The following is a 22,190-nucleotide window of genomic DNA, read 5'->3' as shown; positions in this document are numbered from 1 at the left end:
ATAAACAATAAACACAAACATAGAAGATGTTAGGATTTTTAACCAAAGTATTTGGAAGCAAATCGGAAAGAGATATTAAGGCTTTACAGCCTATAGTTATCAGGATTAACGAAGAGTATTCGAAGCTTTCTGTACTGAGCAATGATGAGTTGCGTAATAAAACGGTTTATTTTAAAGATGTTATTGCACAGGCTTTAGCGGATATCGACGGAAAAATCACTGGCTTAAAAGCGGAAGGTGAAGGTCAGGTTTTGTCATTGTCTGAGAAAACAGCTTTATATGATCAGATCGATGAACTGATTAAAGAACGTGATAAAGAATTAGAAGTAGTATTGTTAGACCTTCTTCCACAGGCTTTCGCGGTGGTTAAAGAAACTTCAAGACGTTTCTCTGAAAACCCACGCTTAGAAGTGACTGCCAGTCAGCACGACAGAGATTATGCGGTTCGCAGAAACAATGTAGTGATTGAAGGTGATAAAGCTTTCTGGGCAAATACCTGGGATGCTGCCGGTACTGAAGTGAAATGGAACATGGTACATTACGATGTTCAGTTGATCGGTGGTATGGTACTTCACAGTGGTAAAATCTCTGAGATGGCTACGGGTGAGGGTAAGACTTTGGTAAGTACATTACCTGCTTATCTGAATGCGCTTGCTGGTAAAGGTGTTCACATTGTAACAGTGAATGATTACCTGGCACGACGTGACTCGGAGTGGAATGGTCCTTTATTCGAATTCCATGGTATTAAAGTAGATTGTATTGATAAGCATGAGCCAAACTCTCAGGAGCGTCGTGATGCTTACCTTGCTGACATTACTTATGGTACCAATAATGAGTTTGGTTTTGATTACCTGCGTGACAATATGTCGCAGACTCCAGATCAGCTGGTGCAACGTAAATTGCATTTCGCCATGGTGGATGAGGTCGATTCAGTTTTAATTGATGATGCCCGTACGCCTTTGATCATTTCTGGTCCGGTTCCTTTTGGAGATCAACATGAATTCCATGAGCTGAAACCAAGGATCGAAAGATTGGTTGCTGCACAAAGAGAATATGTAACTAAAGCTTTAAATGAAGCTAAGAAATTAATTAATGATGGTAAAGCCGGAACCGAAGAAGGTGAAGGTGGTTTAGCACTTTTACGTGCACACCGTGGTTTGCCTAAAAATAAAGCATTGATCAAGTTTTTAAGTGAGGGTAGTGTTAAACAAACCTTATTGAAAACTGAAAATCATTACATGGCTGATCAGTCGAAGAACATGCCGAAAGTAGATTCGGAATTGTACTTCTATATTGATGAGAAAAACAACCAGGTTGAGCTTACGGAAAAAGGTATTGAGTTAATCACCAAATCTGGTGAAGATGCTCATTTCTTCGTATTACCGGATGTAGGTACTGAGATCGCTGAGATCGAAAAATCTGATTTGAGTAATGAAGAGAAAATTGCACAGAAGGATGCCCTGATGCGCGATTACTCGATTAAAGCAGAAAGAATTCACTCGGTAAATCAATTGTTGAAAGCTTATACTTTATTCGAAATGGATGTAGAATACATCATCGATGAAGGAAAGATCAAAATTGTTGATGAGCAAACCGGTCGTATCATGGATGGTCGTCGTTATTCTGACGGTTTACACCAGGCGATCGAAGCAAAAGAAAATGTGAAAGTAGAAGATGCTTCACAGACTTATGCGACAGTAACACTTCAAAACTTCTTCCGTATGTACCATAAACTTTGTGGTATGACGGGTACAGCGACTACGGAAGCTGGTGAGTTCTGGTCGATCTATAAACTGGATGTAGTGGAAATCCCTACAAACAGAGTGATCTCGAGAATTGACCACCAGGATTACGTTTACCGTACGGTTCGTGAAAAATACAATGCAGTAGCAGAAGAGATCGTTAAATTAACTCAGGCAGGCCGCCCGGTATTGGTAGGTACTACTTCAGTTGAGATTTCTGAGTTGTTGAGCAGAATGCTAAAACTTCGTGGTATTAAACACAATGTGTTGAACGCGAAGATGCACCAGAGAGAGGCAGATATCGTAGCTGAAGCAGGTCAGGCTGGACAGGTAACGATTGCAACCAACATGGCTGGTCGTGGTACGGATATTAAACTAGGTGCTGGTGTTAAAGAAGCAGGTGGTTTGGCTATCGTGGGTACAGAGCGTCATGAGTCTCGTCGTGTAGACAGACAGTTGCGTGGTCGTGCCGGTCGTCAGGGTGATCCGGGTTCTTCTCAGTTCTTCGTTTCTCTTGAAGATAACTTAATGAGGTTATTTGGTTCTGAAAGAATCTCTAACATCATGGTGAAAATGGGTATCGAAGATGGTGAAGTAATTCAACATTCGATGATTACCAAATCTATTGAGCGTGCACAGAAAAAAGTAGAAGAAAATAACTTTGGTATCCGTAAGCGTTTATTAGAGTACGATGATGTGATGAACTCACAACGTACCGTAATTTATGCGAAACGTAAAAATGCCTTGTTCGGTGAGCGTTTAGACGTAGACATGAACAACATGACTTTTGACGTTGCGGAAGATATCGTTACAGAATATAAAGAAGAAGGAAATTACGAAGGTTTCAAACTGGAAGTGATCAAAAACTTCTCTGCGGATACAACGATCGATGAGGCAGAATTCAGTGCAAGAAACGTACACCACTTAACAGATAAATTATTTGATGAGGTGACTGCTTTCTACGCCAGAAAATCTGAAGGTATTATCCAACAGGCAATGCCGGTATTGAATCAGGTGTTTGAAGAGCGTGGAGAACACATCGAGCAAATCGTTGTTCCTTTTACTGATGGTATCCGTAGCATCCAAGTGCCGGTTGGCTTGAAAAAAGCAATCGACAACAATGGCCGTGAGGTGACTAAATCATTCGAAAAAACAATTGTACTTGCCCTGATCGATGAATCATGGAAAGAGCATTTGCGTGAAATGGATGAGTTGAAGCAATCGGTTCAGAATGCGGTATACGAGCAAAAAGATCCACTGATCATTTACAAAATGGAAGCCTTTAACCTGTTTAAAAACATGTTGAATGCCGTAAATAAAGAAGTAGTTAGTTTCTTATATAAAGGTGGTATTCCAATTGAAACAGATCCTAATGACGTTAGAGAAGCTCAGGCACCAAAACCTGCTGCGAGCAAATTGAAAACGACAAAAGCAGATTTCGAAATTTCAGTTGGTAATGAGCCAATGACTATGGAAGATACGCGTGAAGCTGCTCCACAGGTGCCAATCCGTAAAGAAGTTACGGTTGGAAGGAACGATATGTGTCCTTGTGGAAGTGGTAAGAAATTCAAAAACTGCCACGGCGCAGGATTGTAATTTGTAATACACATTTAGAATGCCGATTTTTGTAACAAAAAATTCGGCATTCTTTTTTTTAAGCCCTTTCATGAAGAGATTATTCACCCTTATATTTTGTTGTTTTTCCATTGCCCTTTTTGCCCAGCAGAAAGGAACCGTAGTTGTGATTATCGATCCTATGATTGATAGCCTGATTGCGAAACGCGTGGCTGTTTATTCAAAATCGCCAGGCGCTGCTACCGGTACTCCGGTTAAACCAGGAGCGGCTATTGTGAGCCAGATGGGTTACCGCGTACAAATATTCTATGGCTCCGACAGGCGCCAGGTGTTTGCGGAACAAGCCCGGTTTAAATCGGCTTACCCAAACCTGAATACCTATATTACCTATAAAGAACCTAACTATTATTTGCGTGTTGGTGATTTTAGAACGCGTCTGGAAGCCCAGCGTTTGCTAAATGAACTGAGACCGATGTTTCCAACCCTGTTTATTTTCAGGGAGAAAATAAATGCACCTAACTTAGATTATAGCAATGACAATGAAAGATAAGATCCAAACCCTTGCGCTTGATATTTTTGATCAGGTGAGAGGCTACCGTCAGCATATTCATGCCAATCCTGAACTTTCCTTTAAGGAGTTTGAAACTTCAGCTTATATTAAAAGTCACCTGGAAGAATGGGGAATCCCCTATACCGAGATGGCCAATACAGGCGTAGTTGGATTGATTACCGGCGGGATCCCTTCTGATAACATCATCGCTTTGCGTGCGGATATGGATGCGTTGCCAATTATTGAGGCAAATGACAAACCTTATGTTTCAAAAAATCCAGGGGTAATGCATGCCTGCGGTCATGATGTACACAGTTCTTCTTTATTGGGAACTGCTTATATCCTGAACAGCCTGAAGGCAGAATTTGCAGGAACGATCAAATTGATCTTTCAACCGGGTGAAGAAGTGTTGCCAGGCGGTGCCAGCATCATGATTAAAGAAGGGGTGTTGGAGAATCCTAAGCCTCAGGCGATCCTTGGGCAGCATGTAATGCCGTTAATCGATGCAGGTAAGGTTGGTTTCCGTTCGGGCATTTATATGGCTTCTACGGACGAATTATACGTTACTGTGCATGGTAAAGGCGGACATGGCGCACAACCGCATCAGAATATTGATCCGGTACTGATTGCGGCTCATATTGTAGTCGCCTTGCAACAGATTGTGAGCAGAAATGCAGATCCACGTTTGCCTTCGGTACTTTCTTTTGGAAAGGTACAGGCCAATGGGGCAACCAATATCATTCCCAATGAAGTGAAAATGGAAGGTACTTTCAGAACACTAAATGAGGAATGGCGCAAGGAAGCGAAAAAACTAATGAAGAAAATGGCGGAAGGCATTGCGGAAAGTATGGGTGGCAGCTGTGATTTTAACATCATGAACGGTTATCCTTACCTGATCAATGAGCCGGTATTGAGTGATCATGCACGTGCGCATGCAGAAGAGTATTTAGGGAAAGAGAATGTGCTGGAACTGGATATCTGGATGGCTGCGGAAGATTTCGCTTATTATTCGCAGGTGACTGATGCTTGTTTTTACAGGTTAGGTACCGGGAATAAGGCAAAGGATACCTGTTATTCTGTGCATACGCCGAACTTTGATATTGATGAAGATGCGTTGAAATTGTCTACGGGCTTAATGGCTTATCTGGCTTTAAAGCAATTGGGTAATTAATGAGAAAAATAGGGTTGTTAGCGGTTTGCACCTTGTTTTTTGCGAAAGGTTTTAGTCAGGAGATTCCACGTTTTAACCCGGATACGATCAAAACCATCCAGCTGGATTCTGTGGTAAGTATCAGCTCGCAGAAGTTTGGGGTGGAAACGTTTATCAATGCCATCATTACCGACAATAGCTTTTATCAGGCTTTCCGGAACATGAAGAAGTATGGCTTTATGGCGGAAAACAGGATTTATACCTACGATAAAAAGAATAAGGTAAACGGTAGGATTTACCGTAAAATCAGGCATAACCCGAAAGGGCCGGTCAAGATGGAATACCTGGTTAAACAGGATACCGGACAGGTGTATAAGAAAAACGGTAAATACCAGTTGTATACGATAGAGATGTTCGATTATATCTTTATGAATTCGTACAAGTCGGAATTTGTGTCTGAAGGCCCAATGACGACCGGTAAAGGTGCCGAAAGTAATGAGAGTTATAAGGATAAACTGAAAACGCTTATTTTTGCACCGGGAAGGCCGATTAAAGGCTTGCCGTTTATTGGGAGTAAAACAGAAATCTTTACGGCCAATATGCGCCAGTATTACGATTATAGCTATGCCAGTGGCACTTACCTGGATTCTATTCCGGTATACCGCTTCAAGGTGACGGTGAAACCGGATCTAAGTAATGGCACCAAAGATGGCTTGATGATTAAGGAACTGACCACTATTTTTGACCAGCGGACTTTCGAGATTCTAGGTCGTTATGTGGATATGAAATACAGCAATATGCTGTTTGATTTTAATGTGCAGATGAATATAGAAATGAGTTATTTTGGCGGGGAGAAATTGCCCACCAAGATCACTTATCAGGGGAATTGGGATCATGTCCTTAAAAAGGAAGAACGGGCAAGTTTTTTAATTGTCCACAAGGATTATACTAACGGAAAATAGATCGCTAAAAATTAATTCCCATGAAATATATTCAAAAGTTAAGCCTGCTGCTAGCACCTCTGGTGTTGCTTGTTTTATTTACTGCGATGAATGTTAAACCTAAAAAGATCATTTTTTTTGGTGATTCTATCACCCAGATGGGGGTAGAACCCGGTGGTTATGTAGACTTAATCCGCAAATCACTGGATCCCTTGAAATATGAGGTGATTGGATCAGGCATTGGTGGAAACAAGATCTATGATCTTTATTTACGAATGGAGCAGGATGTGCTGGATAAAAAACCAGACCTGGTGGTGATCTATATCGGAGTGAATGATGTATGGCATAAGCAATCGATGCATACGGGGACGGATTATGATAAGTTTATTACCTTTTATCAGGCATTGATCCATAAGATTCAGGCTACTGGTGCAAAGGTGATTTTATGTACCCCTGCCGTGATTGGAGAAAAGAAAAATGGAGCGAATGAGATGGATGCGGACCTGGATAAATATGCAGGAGCAATCAGGGAACTCGCCACGAAAAATAAACTGCCGCTAGGTGACCTGAGGGATTTGTTTAAAACCTATGCGGAGAAAAATAATCAAGCAGATGTTGCCAAAGGAGTTTTAACGACTGATGGTGTACATTTGAATGATAAAGGGAATCAGGCCCTTGCAGATGTATTAATCCCTATGATTAAATAAGCAAAGGGAGAAATTATAAAGGTGATCAGTGCAAGAGATAAATAAAATATTAAAGAATGATTAATCAGGATACCATCAGCAAAATCATGGAAACCGTCCGCATTGAGGAAGTGGTTGGTGATTTTGTGTCTTTAAAAAAACGTGGTACCAGTTTGATCGGGAATTGCCCTTTTCACAATGAGAAAACACCCTCTTTCCACGTTTCTGTGGCGAAAGGGATTTACAAGTGTTTCGGTTGTGGTAAAGGTGGTGATTCGGTCCATTTTATTATGGACCATGAGAAGTATTCTTATCCGGAAGCCTTAAAGTTTCTGGCTCAGAAATACCATATTGAGGTGGAGGAGACGGTACAGTCTCCACAAAATATTGAGGCCCAGAATGCGCGGGAAAGCTTATACATTGTTTCGGAATTTGCGGCAGGATTTTTTGCCAATGAACTGTGGACAGGGGATCAGGGCAGAGCCATTGGTCTGAGCTATTTTAAAGAGCGCGGATTCAGGGAGGATATTGTCAAGAAGTTCCAGCTGGGGTATTCTCCGGATGTCTGGGATGCCTTGATTCTGAATGCTGTTTCGGCAGGACATAAAGAAGAATATCTGGAGAAGACAGGTTTGGCCATCAGAAATGATAAGGGCAAACTGTATGATCGTTTCAGGGGTAGGGTGATGTTCCCGATTCATAATTTTACGGGTAGGATCATCGGTTTTGGCGGTAGAACGCTGAAAACGGATAAGAATGTCCCTAAATATGTCAATTCTCCGGAAAGTGATATCTACCATAAGTCGAATGTGCTTTATGGTTTATTCCATGCGAAAAAGGCCATCCGTGATACCGATAACTGTTATCTGGTAGAAGGTTATGCAGATGTGCTTGCTGCACATCAGGCAGGAATAGAGAATGTGGTAGCCTCTTCGGGTACTTCCTTAACTACGGAACAGATTCGTCTGATCGGTCGTTTCACGGAAAATGTAACCATCCTTTATGATGGCGATGCTGCGGGGATTAAAGCCTCATTGCGTGGATTAGACATGATCCTGGAGGAAGGACTGAACGTGAAAGTCGTTTCTTTTCCTGATGGACATGATCCCGATTCTTACATGCACCATGTAGGTTCAGGTGAGTTTAAAAAATACATTGAGAACAACCGTAAAGATTTTATTCTTTACAAAGCGAATATCCTGCTGAAAGAAGCGGGTTCAGACCCGATTAAAAGGGCTGGAATCATCAGGGACATTGTAGAAAGTATTGCAAAGATTCCGGATGATATCAAGGCTTCGATTTTCATTAAGGAGTGTAGCAGTCTGTTGCAGGTGGAAGAACGCATTTTGCTTTCTGAGCTGAATAAGATCAGGATGGCGAAATTCAGGAAATCTGGTTCGGGTAATCAGAGTTCCGGAAACCAGGGGCTCGGTTCTTCAGGTTTTCAGCAGCAAAATCAGTATCAGCCTTATCCTGATGGTCCGCCGGACAATCTTTTTGAGATTCCCGGTGCTGCCGCAGAAGCTGATGAAGCGGCTGCCGCCGAAGAAAGCGACCGCTTGCAGGAGCAGGAGGTGGTACGTCTGTTACTGGCTTATGGCCATGAACTGGTGACCTGGGATAAGATCGATAACATGTATATCGGTTCTTTTATCATGCAGAATCTGGCGGATGTGAGTTTTACTGATCCGACTTGTAAAAGTATTATTGATACCTATAGTGAAGAAATAGAAAATGGCCACCTGCCGGTAGCCAGCCAGTTTATCAACAATGAGGACCGGAAGATTGTAGAGCTGGCAATTACGCTTTCTACTTCTCCTTATTCGCTGAGTGAAAACTGGTACAATAAGCACAATATCTATGTCAGGGATGAAAGTGTCAATTTAAAGGCGACCGTTCTTGGGGGGATTTTCCACCTGAAAAAAGGAAAGGTAGCCCGGATGCTGGCCGACATTTCCAAAGAAATTAAAACAGAGCAGGATTCCGTAAATCTGGAGATTCTGATGCAGCGTTTTATGTTTATGAAATCCGTAGAAAGGGAGATTTCTAAGTTCCTCGGAACAGTGATTTTAAAATAAATGGCGGCACACAATGAGCTTGGTAAACGTGGGGAGGAAATCGCCAGATCGTATCTGGAGGATGCAGGTTACCGCATTTTAAATGTGAATTGGAGATACGCCAGGGCAGAAGTTGACGTTATAGCTGATCAGGGAGGAACCTTGATTTTTGTAGAAGTGAAGACACGGAGCGCCACAGATTTTGGGGAGCCGGAGGATTTTGTAGACCGTAAAAAGGAAAAGCAACTGGAATTCGCTTCCTCTGCCTACATTGAATTGAAACAACATCAGGGGGAAATCCGTTTTGATATTATTGCCATTACTTTTGAGCACATAAATAGTTATAAAATTAATCATATTGAAGATGCATTCTGGCCAAGTTAAAAAAATCATGAGTTTATCTAAATTAGTCCTTTCGGCCTGTTTATTATTGAGCGTTTCGCTGGTTATTTCCTGTAAAGACAGTCCTGTGGTTGGTTCTGGTGTGAGTTTCAAATCTCCGGAACAAGGACAAAGTTTCCCTTTGGGAACTGAGGTTAAAGTGGCTTTGGAAGTTCCTTCGGGAAGTACCATTACTTCTGCGGTTTATACCCTGGATGGAAAGCCGGTGGCTACGAAGAACAATGCAGATCCGGTTTCGATCCCTACAAAGGGACTTTCTTTAGGCTATAAGCTGATTACAGCCGTTATAGAGGAAGATGGAAAGAAAGATACATTAACGATCAACTTTGAATTAAAGTCGGCTGTAGTGCCTGCGCAATACGGTTACAAGGTAATTAAGACTTTTCCTCATGATACGTCTGCTTATACACAAGGACTGGAGTTCCATAACGGCCGCTTTTTAGAAAGTACCGGTCAGGAAGAACATTCTTCGGTAAGGTGGGTAGATGTGCCAACGGGTAAAATTTTACAGCAAACAAAATTAGCTGACCAGTATTTTGGAGAAGGTTCAAGTCTGGTTGGTGATAAGGTGGTCATGCTGACCTGGCAAAACCGATTGGGTTTGGTATTTGACGCGAAGACTTTGACGCAGCAGTCTACTTTCCCATATCAATCGAGCATGGAAGGCTGGGGATTATGTTTTGATGGCCAGCGGTTGTATAAATCTGATGGTAGCAACAAGATCTGGTTCCTGAATAAAGACAATTATAAAGAAGAGGGTTATATTGAAGTTTACAACAATTATGGTGCGGTTCCTCAGTTGAACGAGCTGGAATATATTGATGGTAAGATTTATGCCAATGTTTATACGAAAAATGTAGTAGTGGTGATTGATCCGGCAACGGGTGTGGTAGAGAAAGAGATTGATTTCACTGGTTTACTGCCGGCAGGGTACTATACGGATGAAGTAGATATCGCCAACAATGTGCTGAATGGCATTGCCTGGGATAAGGCAGGGAAACGTTTATTCGTGACCGGCAAGAAATGGCCGCATATGTTCCAGGTTACTGTAGCGCCGAAGCCTTAATTCTTTTTATAATATAAAAAAAAAGCCGTCGTATCCTGGATACGACGGCTTTTTTGCATTTCTTATTGTTTTGATTATTTAGGTTCAGCCTTTACTTCTTTAGGTTCAGAAATGACCCCGTTAAAAGTAATCGGTTGTCTGTTCAGGCTATTCACATTTAGCGTAGCATAACCGCTTGGAGACACACTTAAAGAAAGACTGCGTACGTCTTTGGCGTCTTTAGGAGTGATGTCAATGATCCATCCTCCTTTTTTCTTAGCGGTGGTTTTATAATCGAATTTTTTAGACTTAAATTTTATACCTGAATCATCTGGATTCATGGACGCTGTGTATGCTCTTCCATAATAAGGCAAGTAGGCTTCTACACTGTCCTTGCTGATGATCAATTGATATTGAGATCCATTAAGCTGAATCATACCACCACCCATGCCACCTGGCATTCTGCTCAATACTTTGTTTAGATCAGCATTGGCCATTGGAGTCGCAGAAGTTGCTTCAAACACAAGATGCTTATCAGCAATCAGTCTGGCAGTAGTTTCTTTATCTGTTTGTGCCATGACCTGAACGGTCGTGAAAACAATAAGAAGCGCTAACAAATTTTTAAATGTTCTCATGATCATATCCTTTTTATTTGGTTAGAACAAGATAGCGCTTAAAAGGTTTAATTTTAAGCGCTATTTTTTTTGAGATTATCTCCAGTTTTTATACTGATTGATCAAACCGTTTGTAGAAGCGTCATGAGACTGAACTTCCTGATCTCCTTCTAGTTCCGGAAGAATGCTCTTGGCCAATTGCTTGCCAAGCTCTACTCCCCATTGGTCGAAGCTAAAGATGTTCCAGATGATGCCCTGAACAAAGATTTTATGTTCGTAAATCGCAATCAGACTACCTAAGCTGAAAGGGGTAACTTTCTTCAATAAGATAGAGTTGGTTGGTCTGTTTCCTTCGAAAACTTTGAATGGTGCCAGTTTCTCGATTTCTTCGCTGGTTTTTCCTTCTTTTTCCAGTTCTGCGACTACCTGTTCTTTAGTTTTGCCATTCATCAACGCTTCTGTTTGCGCGAAGAAGTTGGACAATAAGATCGGGTGGTGATCTCCTAATGGGTTTAAGCTTTGTGCAGGAGCAATAAAATCACAAGGGATTAAACGTGTTCCCTGGTGGATCAGCTGGTAAAAAGCATGTTGCCCGTTGGTTCCCGGTTCTCCCCAGATGATCGGTCCTGTTTCATAAGTGACGTCATTGCCATTGCGGTCTACATGTTTACCGTTACTTTCCATATCTCCTTGTTGGAAATAGGCCGCAAAGCGGTGCATGTATTGATCGTATGGTAAAATGGCTTGTGTTTCTGCATCAAAGAAGTTGATGTACCAGATGCCAATCAGGGCAAGAATCACTGGTACATTGTTTTCAAATTCTGCATTTTCGAAATGCGTATCGGCAGCATGTGCGCCTGCAAGTAATTGCTTGAAATTGTTGAAACCAATACTCAATGCGATAGGAAGGCCAATGGCACTCCATAAAGAATATCTTCCACCTACCCAGTCCCAGAATTCGAACATGTTATTGGTATCAATACCAAAGGCAGTAACGTCTTTTGCATTGGTAGATAAGGCGGCAAAATGTTTGGCTACATCGCCCTGCGCTGCGCCGCTATTTAAGAACCAGTCCTTTGCACTGTTGGCATTGGTCATGGTTTCCTGTGTGGTAAAAGTTTTAGAAGCAATCAGGAATAAGGTAGTTTCCGGATCTACATTTTTTAAGGTTTCAGCGATATGCGTTCCGTCGATATTAGAAACGAAGTGCATATTTAAATGGTTTTTATAAGCTTTTAGTGCTTCTGTTACCATTACAGGTCCTAAATCAGAACCACCGATACCGATGTTTACTACATCTGTAATGGCTTTTCCGGTATAGCCTTTCCATGATCCGGAGATGATGGCCTGACTAAATTTATCCATTTTCTCCAATACATTGTTCACCTCTTCCATGACATTTTTGCCATCTACAAGAATCGGATCGTTGCCCTGGTTGCGTAAAGCGATGTGAAGTACCTGACGGCCTTCTGTCTGGTTGATTTTATCACCCTTAAACATGGCTTTGATCGCCTCATCTAATTTACATTCTCTGGCCAGTTGCATTAACAATGCCATAGTGGTATCGTCAATTCTGTTCTTTGAATAATCCACAAGGATGTCATCAAACAGGATAGAGAATTTCTCAAAACGGGAAGCATCTTCCGTAAATAGATCCTTTAAGCTTTTTTCATTGATACCGATAAAGTGATCGGTCAGGTATTTATAAGCTGCAGTTTCTGTAAAGTTTATCGTTGGTAGCATGATATTAGTGTTTTTGTAAATGTAGGGGTTTATTTTATTTGCTGAAATGACCTTTATAATATTTCTATCGGAATTGAATATCCGCTCATTATCTTATATTTAACGTATAAAATTTAGATTTATGAAAAGATTTTACTTTGTGCTGTTCGTTCTATTTAGCGTGACGGCAGTTGCGCAAAAGCAAAACCTCAGACCTGAGGTTTCAAAAAAGGCTTTGAGCATTGCACAGCAAGTGATAGACTGGCGTCGGGATTTGCATGAACATCCGGAATTGGGAAACCAGGAAACGCGGACTGCTGCCATTGTAGCCAAACATTTAAAGTCGCTGGGAATAGAGGTGCAAACAGGCGTGGCGAAGACCGGCGTGGTTGGGATTCTTAAAGGTGGAAAGCCTGGTCCGGTGGTGGCGCTTAGGGCAGATATGGACGGTTTGCCGGTCACAGAACGCGTGGATTTACCTTTTGCTTCTAAAGTGAAAACAATATATAACGGACAGGAAGTAGGCGTAATGCATGCTTGTGGCCATGATAGTCATGTGGCTATTTTGATGGGTGTGGCCGAGGTGCTGGCTTCGATGAAAAAGGACATCTCCGGTACGGTGAAATTTATCTTTCAACCTGCGGAAGAAGGGGTGCCTGAAGGAGAAGAAGGTGGTGCTGCATTGATGGTGAAAGAAGGGGTGCTGGAAAATCCGAAAGTCGATGTGATTTTTGGACTGCATATTAATTCGCAAACACCGGTAGGTGAGATTACTTATCGCCCGGGTGGGATTATGGCTGCGGTTAATGATTTGAAGATTACGGTGACCGGCAAACAGGCGCATGGTGCTTATCCATGGAGTAGTATTGATCCGATCGTGATTTCTGCACAAATTGTGAATAACCTGCAAACTATTGTGAGTAGGAACCTGAATGTGACGGAAAATCCAGGGGTGGTTACGATTGGCGCCATCAATGGAGGGATTCGTTCTAATATTATTCCGGAGAAAGTGGAAATGTTAGGAACCATCCGGAATTTCAGTAAGGAAGATGAGGCGATGTTTATAGAAAGAGTGAAGACGATTGCTACAAAAACGGCAGAAGCAGGTGGGGCTACGGCAGAGGTGAAGATTCCTTATAGCAACCATTATCCCGTTACGTTTAATGATGTGGCTTTAACGGAAAAGATGTTGCCAAGTTTGCAGGCTACTGCCGGTGCAGCTCATGTGCGTTTGAAACCTCCGGTAACCGGGGCAGAAGATTTCTCTTTTTACCAGGAAAAGGTACCTGGCTTGTTTATTTTTCTGGGCGGAATGCCTAAAGGACAAGACCCCTTGAAGGCACCATCACACCATACGCCAGATTTCTTTATCGATGAAAGTGGTTTTGGTTTAGGAGTGGAAGCGCTTAGTAACCTGGTACTTGATTATATGAATCTGAAAAAATAAGGTCCCTGATTTGATTTAACGGTCATATTAATTGATTATATTTAAGATACTAATATTAGTACATCACCTAGAAAAACAATTTTATGTTAGAAAATTTGAATGAACTGGTTAAACAAAGTGCTCAGGATGCCATTGTGAACAATAGTGAGATTCCGAACGAGCAAAATGAAGCAGCGATTCAAGCGGCTTCCGGTTCTATTTTTGACACCTTGAAACAACAATTGTCGTCCGGAAATATTGGTAATCTGGTGGATGCCTTTAAGGGTGGAGATGTGGCGAATTCGTCCGTGGTAAAGGAGGCTTCCTCTGGCTTTATTGATAAGTTATCAGGAATGGGGATCAATATGGACTCGGCGAAAGCCATTGCAGCTTCGATTATTCCGGGCGTAATGGATAAGTTGGTGAGTAAGACAAATGATCCGAATGACAGTTCTTTTAATCTTCAGGATATGTTAACGAAGATTTCAGGACCTGACGGGAAATTTCAGTTGTCGGACCTGACGAACTTGTTTAGCGGTAGTACGGAACCCGGGAAAGAAGGGGAAAGTGGTATCGTTGATAAGCTAAAAGGACTTTTCAATTAGGAAAAAGGTATTTTAAAGGGGTTCTGTGCTTGTTTTTTAAAACAGGGACAGAACCTCTTTGTATTTTATATATTTGTGATTATGACAAAAGAACAAATTCAGGATTTAAGGGACAGAGTAGCGTCGCTGAGGAGGCATCTTTGACGTAGAAACACGTCTTGAGGAAATTTATATAGAGCAGGAACTTACCCTGCAAACCGACTTTTGGGATGATCCTAAAAAGGCGGAAAAACATTTGGCAGGTATCAATTCCAAGAAAGTATGGACGGATGCCTGGCAGGCAGTAAGTAAGGAGCTCGAAGATACTGAGGTGATGTTTGAATTTCTACAATCTGGTGATGCCAGTGCGGAAGAAATGCAGGAGCAGTACAACCGTTGTTTAAACATGGTGGAAGAACTGGAACTGAAAAACATGTTGAGTAGTAAGGAAGATCAGCTTCATGCGGTAATGCAGATTACCGCCGGTGCCGGTGGTACCGAAAGTTGCGATTGGGCAGCCATGCTGATGCGTATGTACATCATGTGGGGCGAGAAGAATGGTTATAAGGTAACAGAACAGGATTCGCAGGAAGGGGAGGTGACGGGTATAAAATCGGTTACGCTTCAGTTTGCCGGAGACTTTTCTTATGGTTATCTGAAAGGGGAGAATGGGGTTCACCGTCTGGTGCGCATTTCGCCTTTTGATTCCAATGCCCGCAGGCATACTTCTTTTGCTTCCGTTTATGTGTATCCTTTAGTAGATGATACGATTGAGATTGAGGTGAAGGATTCAGAAATTGAGTTTGAGACTTTCCGCTCCGGTGGTGCTGGTGGACAAAATGTGAACAAGGTGGAAACGGCTGTCAGGTTGTACCACAAGCCTTCAGGTATTGTGATTAAAAACCAGGAGTCACGGTCGCAGTTGCAGAATAAAGAGAATGCAATGCGCTTGTTGAAATCGCAATTGTATGAAGCGGAAATGCGCAAGCGTATGGAAGCAACCGCTTTAATCGAAGGTTCTAAAAAGAAAATCGAATGGGGATCGCAAATCAGGAATTATGTGCTGCATCCTTATAAGCTGGTTAAAGATTTACGGACTAACTACGAGACTTCTAATGCCCAGGCGGTATTGGATGGTGATTTGAACGAATTTTTGAAAGCTTACTTAATGGAGTTTTAAATATGAGATACCTTACTGTATTATTGATGACCAGTCTTTTTGCTACAAATAGCGCGATGGCGCAGGAAAGTATATCGATTTATCCCGGAGCAATTCCGGGGTCGAAGCCTACACCTGCGGATTTTAAAGAGCTTTCTGAAACCGGGAAGGATGGGATCATCAGGGTCAGTAAGGTATCTGTACCAACTTTAAAGGTGTATTTGCCTGCTGCGGATAAAGCAACAGGTGCTGCCGTGATCATTTGTCCGGGGGGTGGTTATGGGATATTAGCCATTAATCATGAAGGGGACAATGTGGCGAAGCGTTTCAATGAAATCGGCGTTGCCGCGTTTGTCTTGAAATACCGTTTGCCGGATGATGCGATTATGGTAGATAAGTCTTTCGGGCCTTTGCAGGATGCGGAACAGGCGATTTACCTGTTGCGGAAGGATGCTGCCAAATATGGTGTAGATCCTTCGAAAATCGGGATCATGGGTTTCTCTGCCGGTGGTCATCTCGCAGCTACGCTGACAGTACATTATAAGGATGTTAAAATAGAGAATAAAGAGGGGCTGAGTCTTCGTCCTGATTTTTCGATGTTGATTTATCCGGTGGTCTCCTTTCTGGAGTCGCCACATACAGGTTCTGCGAAAAATCTGGCAGGCCCAAATACAACAGCTGCGCAAAAGGAATATTTTTCCAATGAACGCCATGTGGATGCAGCAACTCCGGTTACTTTTCTAGTGCATGCCAATGATGATCATGCGGTTCCTGTGGAGAATAGTATGTCTTTTAACAGGGCAATGGTGAAAGCAGGGAACAAGTCTGAATTGCATGTTTACCAGGGCGGCGGTCATGGTTTTGGATTGAACAACAAAACTACGCAGGATCAGTGGTTTGATCGTTTAGTAAATTGGATGAAATCTAATAAGATTATTTAAGTTAGATATTAGTCTTGTTGAGGATATCCTGTAACTCTTTCAGTTCTGTTACTTTTTCTGTTGAGCCCAGGTTTTCATAAGAGGAGATCAGGTTTCTGATGATTCTTCTGATGATTTCTACATTGCTACATGGGGCATAAAAGCCAGGCATAGGATCAAGGTTCAGCTGGCGAAGGAACTGGTCTACATCATGCTTGCCAAAAATGGCACCTTTATTAAAGGCATTGATATAAAATAGAACGCCAAATTCATGGTCTTCTCTTTTACTTTCATCAATATAGCCGAGGATAAAATGTTGGGGTAAGTTGACACCATAGACCGGAATATCCAGTTTTTGGGCAATACTGGAATAGATAATGGCTAAGGATATCTGATTTCCTTTTTTACTGTCCAGTACCTGATTGATGTAAGAGTTTTGAGGGTCGTGGTGATTTTTTGTGTTTCCGCTGAAACCATATACATTATAGAAGACGTGATTGATGAGTTTGATTTTCTCAATAGAACTCATTTCATATTGCAATCCGATCCAGATTTCCCGCTTGATCTCCTCCATCTGGAGCTTGATCTTTTCTTCATTGAGGTCAGGGTATTGATATCTGTTGACTACCAATGCACCCTGAAGCAAATCGAAAGCACCACTTTGATACCAAAGATTGAGGTCTTCTTTAACGCTGTTGAATTGGATTTTATGAACTACGTTCTCGATTCTTTCCTGTAACAAGCTATCCAAAGATTGTTCCCATGCATTTTCCAGAAAATGAACCACCTCTTCTCCATACTCCAACAGGCGTTTCTCAATATGTTCGAAGATCTCCGGATCGGGATCGTCCAGCAATTTGACTAAAGCACTTATTTCTTTACTATTTTCCATTAAACATGCAACTTAGAATCATGTGATTGCTTATTTTTGTAGCTATGGTTTTCAATTTTATCAGCGACTATCTAAAGCACCGATTGACTTCAAAAAGCAGACATGGTACTCATTCTCCTTTCGTTTATAAGCTCACAGATGAGGTAATTTACGATTTTAACGCTAAAAGTGATTACAAAAGCATTGAAGCGCAAAGAAAAAAACTTTTAAATGACGATTCTTTAATTACGGTGACAGACCTTGGAGCAGGTTCTCATTTGAATAAGAACCGGACTAAAAAGGTGCGACAGATCGCAAAAAATGCTTTGAAGAGCCCCAGGTTAGCGCAGTTAATTTATCGCCTTGCGAAAGAAAACCAGCCAAACCATATTCTGGAATTGGGTACTTGTCTGGGCTTGACCACTTCCTACCTATCCAAGGCTTGTCCGGAAGCAGATATTGTAACCATTGAAGGTTGTCCGGAAACGGCAAAAGCGGCTTATAAGAACTTTCAGGATCTGGAACTCGAAAATGTAGAGTTAAGGGTAGGAAATTTTGACAATTTGCTTCCTGACTTCATTGAACAGGCAGATCAACTGGATTTCGTTTACGTAGATGGGAATCATAGAAAGGATGCCACGCTCAATTATTTTAACTGGTGTTTGCCAAAAGTACATGAGGGTTCGCTATTGATCTTTGATGATATTTATTGGAGCGAAGGAATGAAAGAAGCCTGGGAAGAAATCAAGAACCATCCTGAGGTGACCATTACCGTAGATTTATTCTGGATCGGATTGGTATACTTTAAAAAGGGACAGGCAAAAGAGCATTTTAAGATTAAGTTTTAAAGGATAGCTTCTTGACGAAGCTATCTATGTGCTGATGGAGCCTCCTTTTAAAATGCTTCGGCCAGGGTGAAATAGAAACCGCTCTGGCGTTTTTCATGAATACGTTTTTCTCCGACTGCATAATCCATGCGGACACTCAGTCCTTTTTCAGGATCGAAGAAGTATCTTCCACCAAGTCCGTAAGAGGGTTTGAAGTTTTTGGCTGCAAAACCGCCATTGGCGAAAACCTGTCCGGTTCCGGCAAAGACTACTGCCCCGAAACGGTTATTATAGCGGTAGCGCAGTTCTGCCTGGCCGGCTAATAAATTTTGATCGCGGTAACGCCCGGTATAATATCCCCTCATCATTTCATCATTCCCCATTTGCGGTAATAAATAGAAAGGTATGTTTTTTCCCTGCACGGTATGGAATAAAGCATTTACGCCTAAAACGAATTTAGGACTAAGCGACCAGAAGTTTCTAACGTTTGCTTTGATGACACTTCCGGTAAAGCTTTCGCCTGACCATAGGTCTGGTGCGTATTGATAAGCGATGCGGCCGAGAAATCCTTTGGTAGGGTAGTTGTTGGAATTCCGGGTGTCGTAGCTTTGTGAGACACCTATATAAGCAACATTGCCACCTAAACGCTGATTGAGGTCTGGATCGGTCTCGAATAATCCACCTGTGATTTCGTCTTTGAAGTTATAATTCTCAAATCCCAGAGAAAGTCCGGTATAGGCATGTTGTACAATTTTCTTTTCTGCTTCGAGCATGATTCGGGACTGTCGCTGTACGAGACGGTCTGAATTTGCAAATAAGGTTTCATTGCCTATTCCGAAAAAGTCGAAAGGCATTCTTTTAAATCTGAATTCTGAAATGAAATGGTAATCGTTGCCTTTGGTCCAGATATCGCTTTTTAAAGAGAAGTTGTATTGTCCTTTGGTTGATACGGAAGCGACTCCTGAAAAGTTAGAGCTGCGGTTGGTGCTGTCTTTTCTGTCGAGGTAAGTAGAATATAGTGCGCCGAGTCCGAATTCTGCTCCGATTTCCTGGGAGTAGCGGAAGATGGGTACGGGCATAAAGCTCGCTCTGCGTGAGCTATCTGTTTTTTCTGATAAGTATCGTTTGATAAATTTCTTTTGTGCGGATGCGTTTGCGACGGTAATGATCAGTATAGTGATGCAAAGCGAAATTCTCTTCATTGGCCTAAAATAGGGAAAGATTTATATAATTTGTGTTACCCGGGATCCCCTAGCAAGATTAGCGCCAGTAATTGTGCTGCTTTCACTTTTAAAGCGGGGTTAGGATTAGTCCTTTACGATTATTTGCCTATTTTTGCGCTAACAACAAAATTTAATCAAAAATGAGTACGAAAAGAGGACCTATCTCGCAATTCATGGAGACAAATTATCTCCATTTTAATGCGGCAGCTATGATGGATGCGGCTAAAGGATACGAAACACATTTGGATGAAGGTGGTAAGATGATGATTACGCTTGCAGGCGCAATGAGTACTGCAGAGCTGGGCATCTCTTTAGCTGAAATGATCCGTCAGGATAAAGTTTCGATTATTTCTTGTACTGGTGCCAACCTGGAAGAAGACATCATGAACCTTGTTGCGCATTCTCACTACAAAAGAGTGCCTAACTACCGTGATTTAAGTCCACAGGACGAGTGGGATCTTTTAGAAAACCATTACAACAGGGTTACAGATACTTGTATTCCTGAAGAAGAGGCTTTCCGTAGATTGCAGAAACACATCAATAAGATCTGGAAAGATGCAGAAGATGCAGGAGAGCGTTTCTTCCCGCATGAGTTCATGTACAAGATGTTATTGAGTGGTGATCTTGAGCAATACTATGAGATTGATCCTAAGAACTCCTGGATGCTTGCAGCAGCAGAGAAGAACTTGCCGATTGTAGTACCAGGATGGGAAGATTCTACGATGGGAAACATTTTCGCTTCTTATGTGATGAAAGGTGAAGTTAAAGCGACTACTGTAAAAGGTGGTATTGAATATATGGGTTATTTAGCAGACTGGTACATTAAGAACAGTTCTGGTAAAGGAATCGGATTCTTCCAGATTGGTGGAGGTATTGCTGGTGACTTCCCGATTTGTGTTGTTCCAATGTTATATCAGGATATGGAAATGCAGAATATTCCATTCTGGAGCTATTTCTGTCAGATTTCTGATTCGACTACTTCTTATGGATCTTATTCAGGAGCAGTACCGAACGAAAAAATCACCTGGGGTAAATTAGATATTAGTACGCCAAAGTTTATTGTAGAATCAGATGCAACAATCGTTGCGCCACTGATCTTTGCATGGATATTAAAAATGTAAATTGAATTTACAAATATTGTCAATGTGAGGTTGGCTGGGAAGAATCAGCAGTTTTTCGAAAATTGCTGATTTTCTTCGTTTAAAGCCCCAAAAACAAACTATTTAGATTGATTATAAATTGTATTTACTGTCATTTATTTGTCATTGGTAAGTTAATAAATTTTACTTTTGTGGACGTTTTGGTGTAGAACCTAAGTTCGGTTACCAAAGGCGGTTTACAAGTTTTTTAAAAAATAGCATAAAATACTCATTATGAGGGATATCTCATTGATCATTAGAAGAGTTTGGAAGTCGGCATTTATGTTTACGGCTTTATCTGTTTTAATCGTTTCTGCAACACAAGCGCAAGATGTAGTGGAGGGAAGGAAAATATTTAAAGATAAATGTTCTTCTTGTCACCAATTAGACCGTAACAGTACAGGTCCGGCTTTAACTGCCAAAATGAACGAGCTAGACGAAGCCTTTACCATTAAATGGGTAAAGAACTGGAAAGCTTTAGTAGACGCAGGCGATAAGCAAGCGATTGAGGCGGCGAAGTTCTCTCCATCGGAGATGACGACGTTCCCTACCTTAACGGACGACCAAATTAAAAACGTTATCGCTTACGCTAAAGCGGGCGAGCCTAAGAAAGAAGGCGATGCAGCAGCAGCAACTGCTACAGTAGATGAAGGTGTATCTGATTTTTCTATCGCAGGTATCGTTACTATTATCTTAATATCCATTGCGGTATTGGTGATTCTAGGACGTGCGATTAAAATGTTAGAGCGTTTAATCTTAAAGAAGCAAGGTGTTGAAATCTCAGAAGAGGACGATGTTCCTTTAACTGTAGGTGTTCGCAGATTATTCAAAAACAAAAAATTTGTATTCTTCTTTATTCTATGTCTGGTAGCTGCTTTATCTACTTATGGCTGGATGGCGATGTGGAATACAGGTGTACACACTGGATATCAGCCGGTACAGCCAATTAAGTTCTCTCACGAATTACACGCCGGGACGAATCAGATTGACTGTCAGTACTGTCACTCAGGTGCATTTAAATCTAAAAATGCTTCTATTCCATCTGTGAACGTTTGTATGAACTGTCACAAATCGGTACAGGCTACTGAGAAGTATAACGGTGAGATTTCTCCGGAGATTCAAAAGATCTACACTGCAATCGGTTACGATCCTGCAACTTTGACTTACGACAAGTCTAAAGAGAAACCAGTAGAATGGATTCGTGTTCACAACCTTCCTGATTTTGCTTATTTCAACCACTCTCAACACGTTGTTGTAGGTGAGGAGGCGATCAGAAAACAAAAAGGTCTTCAACCAAATGAGCCGGTATGTTTCGCATGTCACGGTCCGGTGAATACCATGGAAGAAGTATATCAGTTTTCTCCGCTAACGATGAAATGGTGTATCAATTGCCATAAAGACGCTGAGATTTCAGGTAAAGACAATGCTTTCTATTCGAAAGTGATTGAAGCCCATGAGAAAATCAAAAAAGGCGAAAAGATTACTCCAGCATTACTGGGTGGTTTAGAGTGTGGTAAGTGCCACTATTAATAAGAGTTTAATAAGAACGTTCGATAA

At 41.7% G+C, this 22,190-nt stretch carries 19 protein-coding genes; 15 read left to right on the top strand and 4 right to left on the bottom strand.

Features of this window, described 5'->3' with window-relative positions:
• Positions 1-26: 26 nt before the first annotated feature.
• The 8 genes from secA (at position 27) to R2Q66_RS02580 (ending at position 10,169) form a co-directional block, all read left to right on the top strand.
• Entirely contained in the window at positions 27-3,338 is a 3,312-nt protein-coding gene (gene secA / locus R2Q66_RS02615; RefSeq protein WP_316746437.1) for a preprotein translocase subunit SecA, read from the top strand.
• A 70-nt stretch (positions 3,339-3,408) separates the two neighbouring features.
• Positions 3,409-3,867, top strand: a complete 459-nt coding sequence (locus R2Q66_RS02610; RefSeq protein ID WP_316746436.1) for an SPOR domain-containing protein — start codon at positions 3,409-3,411, stop codon at positions 3,865-3,867.
• A complete protein-coding gene (locus tag R2Q66_RS02605; protein WP_316746435.1) occupies positions 3,851-5,038 on the top strand; it encodes a M20 family metallopeptidase in 1,188 nt (395 codons plus the stop codon). Before R2Q66_RS02610 ends, R2Q66_RS02605 begins: the two co-directional genes overlap by 17 nt.
• Positions 5,038-5,979 carry a hypothetical protein gene (locus R2Q66_RS02600; RefSeq protein ID WP_316746434.1) on the top strand — a complete coding sequence of 314 codons (942 nt, stop codon included), beginning with the start codon at positions 5,038-5,040 and terminating at the stop codon, positions 5,977-5,979. The genes R2Q66_RS02605 and R2Q66_RS02600 overlap by 1 nt, the downstream gene beginning before the upstream one ends.
• 20 nt (positions 5,980-5,999) lie before the next feature.
• Positions 6,000-6,665, top strand: coding sequence for an SGNH/GDSL hydrolase family protein (locus R2Q66_RS02595; protein WP_316746433.1), 666 nt, complete (start codon positions 6,000-6,002; stop codon positions 6,663-6,665).
• A 56-nt stretch (positions 6,666-6,721) separates the two neighbouring features.
• Entirely contained in the window at positions 6,722-8,722 is a 2,001-nt protein-coding gene (gene dnaG, locus R2Q66_RS02590) for a DNA primase (protein ID WP_316746432.1), read from the top strand.
• The gene (locus tag R2Q66_RS02585; protein ID WP_316746431.1) at positions 8,723-9,085 is read left to right on the top strand and encodes a YraN family protein; all 363 of its coding nucleotides are present in this window, start codon (positions 8,723-8,725) and stop codon (positions 9,083-9,085) included. It begins immediately after the preceding gene.
• A 7-nt stretch (positions 9,086-9,092) separates the two neighbouring features.
• Positions 9,093-10,169 carry a glutaminyl-peptide cyclotransferase gene (locus tag R2Q66_RS02580; RefSeq protein WP_316746430.1) on the top strand — a complete coding sequence of 359 codons (1,077 nt, stop codon included), beginning with the start codon at positions 9,093-9,095 and terminating at the stop codon, positions 10,167-10,169.
• Positions 10,170-10,243: 74 nt separating this feature from the next.
• On the opposite strand, the gene R2Q66_RS02575 is transcribed toward R2Q66_RS02580, so the two are convergent.
• Both R2Q66_RS02575 and pgi read right to left on the bottom strand, forming a co-directional pair.
• Positions 10,244-10,783 (bottom strand): DUF4251 domain-containing protein, encoded by a 540-nt coding sequence (locus tag R2Q66_RS02575; protein ID WP_316746429.1) that lies wholly within the window; start codon positions 10,781-10,783, stop codon positions 10,244-10,246.
• 75 nt (positions 10,784-10,858) lie between these two features.
• Positions 10,859-12,505, bottom strand: coding sequence for a glucose-6-phosphate isomerase (gene pgi / locus R2Q66_RS02570; protein WP_316746428.1), 1,647 nt, complete (start codon positions 12,503-12,505; stop codon positions 10,859-10,861).
• Positions 12,506-12,626: 121 nt separating this feature from the next.
• On the opposite strand from pgi, the gene R2Q66_RS02565 reads away from it, so the two are divergent.
• The 4 genes from R2Q66_RS02565 (at position 12,627) to R2Q66_RS02550 (ending at position 16,594) form a co-directional block, all read left to right on the top strand.
• Positions 12,627-13,931 (top strand): amidohydrolase, encoded by a 1,305-nt coding sequence (locus R2Q66_RS02565; RefSeq protein WP_316746427.1) that lies wholly within the window; start codon positions 12,627-12,629, stop codon positions 13,929-13,931.
• Between the two features lie 83 nt (positions 13,932-14,014).
• The gene (locus R2Q66_RS02560; RefSeq protein ID WP_316746426.1) at positions 14,015-14,515 is read left to right on the top strand and encodes a hypothetical protein; all 501 of its coding nucleotides are present in this window, start codon (positions 14,015-14,017) and stop codon (positions 14,513-14,515) included.
• A gap of 81 nt (positions 14,516-14,596) precedes the next feature.
• Positions 14,597-15,674 (top strand): peptide chain release factor 2 gene (gene prfB, locus R2Q66_RS02555; protein ID WP_316746425.1). Its coding sequence is split into 2 segments (ribosomal slippage): positions 14,597-14,656 and positions 14,658-15,674, totalling 1,077 coding nucleotides; the frame shifts between segments, so codons are not numbered across the junction.
• A gap of 2 nt (positions 15,675-15,676) precedes the next feature.
• Complete coding sequence (locus R2Q66_RS02550; RefSeq protein ID WP_316746424.1) at positions 15,677-16,594, top strand: alpha/beta hydrolase; 918 nt, start codon at positions 15,677-15,679, stop codon at positions 16,592-16,594.
• A gap of 1 nt (position 16,595) precedes the next feature.
• On the opposite strand, the gene R2Q66_RS02545 is transcribed toward R2Q66_RS02550, so the two are convergent.
• A complete protein-coding gene (locus R2Q66_RS02545) occupies positions 16,596-17,465 on the bottom strand; it encodes a transglutaminase-like domain-containing protein (protein WP_316746423.1) in 870 nt (289 codons plus the stop codon).
• Positions 17,466-17,509: 44 nt separating this feature from the next.
• Here R2Q66_RS02545 and R2Q66_RS02540 point away from each other — a divergent pair, with 44 nt between their 5' ends.
• Positions 17,510-18,292 carry a class I SAM-dependent methyltransferase gene (locus R2Q66_RS02540; protein ID WP_316746422.1) on the top strand — a complete coding sequence of 261 codons (783 nt, stop codon included), beginning with the start codon at positions 17,510-17,512 and terminating at the stop codon, positions 18,290-18,292.
• A 47-nt stretch (positions 18,293-18,339) separates the two neighbouring features.
• Here R2Q66_RS02540 and R2Q66_RS02535 read toward each other — a convergent pair whose 3' ends face one another.
• Positions 18,340-19,473 (bottom strand): BamA/TamA family outer membrane protein, encoded by a 1,134-nt coding sequence (locus tag R2Q66_RS02535; RefSeq protein ID WP_316746421.1) that lies wholly within the window; start codon positions 19,471-19,473, stop codon positions 18,340-18,342.
• A gap of 161 nt (positions 19,474-19,634) precedes the next feature.
• Between R2Q66_RS02535 and R2Q66_RS02530 the strand changes: the two genes are divergently transcribed.
• A complete protein-coding gene (locus R2Q66_RS02530; RefSeq protein ID WP_316746420.1) occupies positions 19,635-20,615 on the top strand; it encodes a deoxyhypusine synthase family protein in 981 nt (326 codons plus the stop codon).
• Positions 20,616-20,867: 252 nt separating this feature from the next.
• A complete protein-coding gene (locus tag R2Q66_RS02525) occupies positions 20,868-22,163 on the top strand; it encodes a cytochrome c3 family protein (RefSeq protein ID WP_316746419.1) in 1,296 nt (431 codons plus the stop codon).
• Positions 22,164-22,190 lie beyond the last annotated feature (27 nt).

The organism is Pedobacter gandavensis (assembly GCF_032677645.1).
Classification (GTDB): Bacteria; Bacteroidota; Bacteroidia; order Sphingobacteriales; family Sphingobacteriaceae; genus Pedobacter; species Pedobacter gandavensis_A.
This window is presented reverse-complemented; position numbering and strand designations above follow the sequence as displayed.

What these genes read in the sequence shown, in the direction of transcription:
- R2Q66_RS02565 (WP_316746427.1), top strand. Translation starts at nt 12,627, where the DNA reads ATGAAAAGATTTTACTTTGTGCTGTTCGTTCTATTTAGCGTGACGGCA.
- R2Q66_RS02560 (WP_316746426.1), top strand. Translation starts at nt 14,015, where the DNA reads ATGTTAGAAAATTTGAATGAACTGGTTAAACAAAGTGCTCAGGATGCC.
- R2Q66_RS02600 (WP_316746434.1), top strand. Translation starts at nt 5,038, where the DNA reads ATGAGAAAAATAGGGTTGTTAGCGGTTTGCACCTTGTTTTTTGCGAAA.
- dnaG (WP_316746432.1), top strand. Translation starts at nt 6,722, where the DNA reads ATGATTAATCAGGATACCATCAGCAAAATCATGGAAACCGTCCGCATT.
- R2Q66_RS02530 (WP_316746420.1), top strand. Translation starts at nt 19,635, where the DNA reads ATGAGTACGAAAAGAGGACCTATCTCGCAATTCATGGAGACAAATTAT.
- secA (WP_316746437.1), top strand. Translation starts at nt 27, where the DNA reads ATGTTAGGATTTTTAACCAAAGTATTTGGAAGCAAATCGGAAAGAGAT.
- R2Q66_RS02605 (WP_316746435.1), top strand. Translation starts at nt 3,851, where the DNA reads ATGACAATGAAAGATAAGATCCAAACCCTTGCGCTTGATATTTTTGAT.
- R2Q66_RS02585 (WP_316746431.1), top strand. Translation starts at nt 8,723, where the DNA reads ATGGCGGCACACAATGAGCTTGGTAAACGTGGGGAGGAAATCGCCAGA.
- R2Q66_RS02540 (WP_316746422.1), top strand. Translation starts at nt 17,510, where the DNA reads ATGGTTTTCAATTTTATCAGCGACTATCTAAAGCACCGATTGACTTCA.
- R2Q66_RS02610 (WP_316746436.1), top strand. Translation starts at nt 3,409, where the DNA reads ATGAAGAGATTATTCACCCTTATATTTTGTTGTTTTTCCATTGCCCTT.
- R2Q66_RS02550 (WP_316746424.1), top strand. Translation starts at nt 15,677, where the DNA reads ATGAGATACCTTACTGTATTATTGATGACCAGTCTTTTTGCTACAAAT.
- R2Q66_RS02595 (WP_316746433.1), top strand. Translation starts at nt 6,000, where the DNA reads ATGAAATATATTCAAAAGTTAAGCCTGCTGCTAGCACCTCTGGTGTTG.
- R2Q66_RS02575 (WP_316746429.1), bottom strand. Translation starts at nt 10,783, where the DNA reads ATGAGAACATTTAAAAATTTGTTAGCGCTTCTTATTGTTTTCACGACC.
- R2Q66_RS02525 (WP_316746419.1), top strand. Translation starts at nt 20,868, where the DNA reads ATGAGGGATATCTCATTGATCATTAGAAGAGTTTGGAAGTCGGCATTT.
- pgi (WP_316746428.1), bottom strand. Translation starts at nt 12,505, where the DNA reads ATGCTACCAACGATAAACTTTACAGAAACTGCAGCTTATAAATACCTG.
- R2Q66_RS02535 (WP_316746421.1), bottom strand. Translation starts at nt 19,473, where the DNA reads ATGAAGAGAATTTCGCTTTGCATCACTATACTGATCATTACCGTCGCA.
- R2Q66_RS02545 (WP_316746423.1), bottom strand. Translation starts at nt 17,465, where the DNA reads ATGGAAAATAGTAAAGAAATAAGTGCTTTAGTCAAATTGCTGGACGAT.
- R2Q66_RS02580 (WP_316746430.1), top strand. Translation starts at nt 9,093, where the DNA reads ATGAGTTTATCTAAATTAGTCCTTTCGGCCTGTTTATTATTGAGCGTT.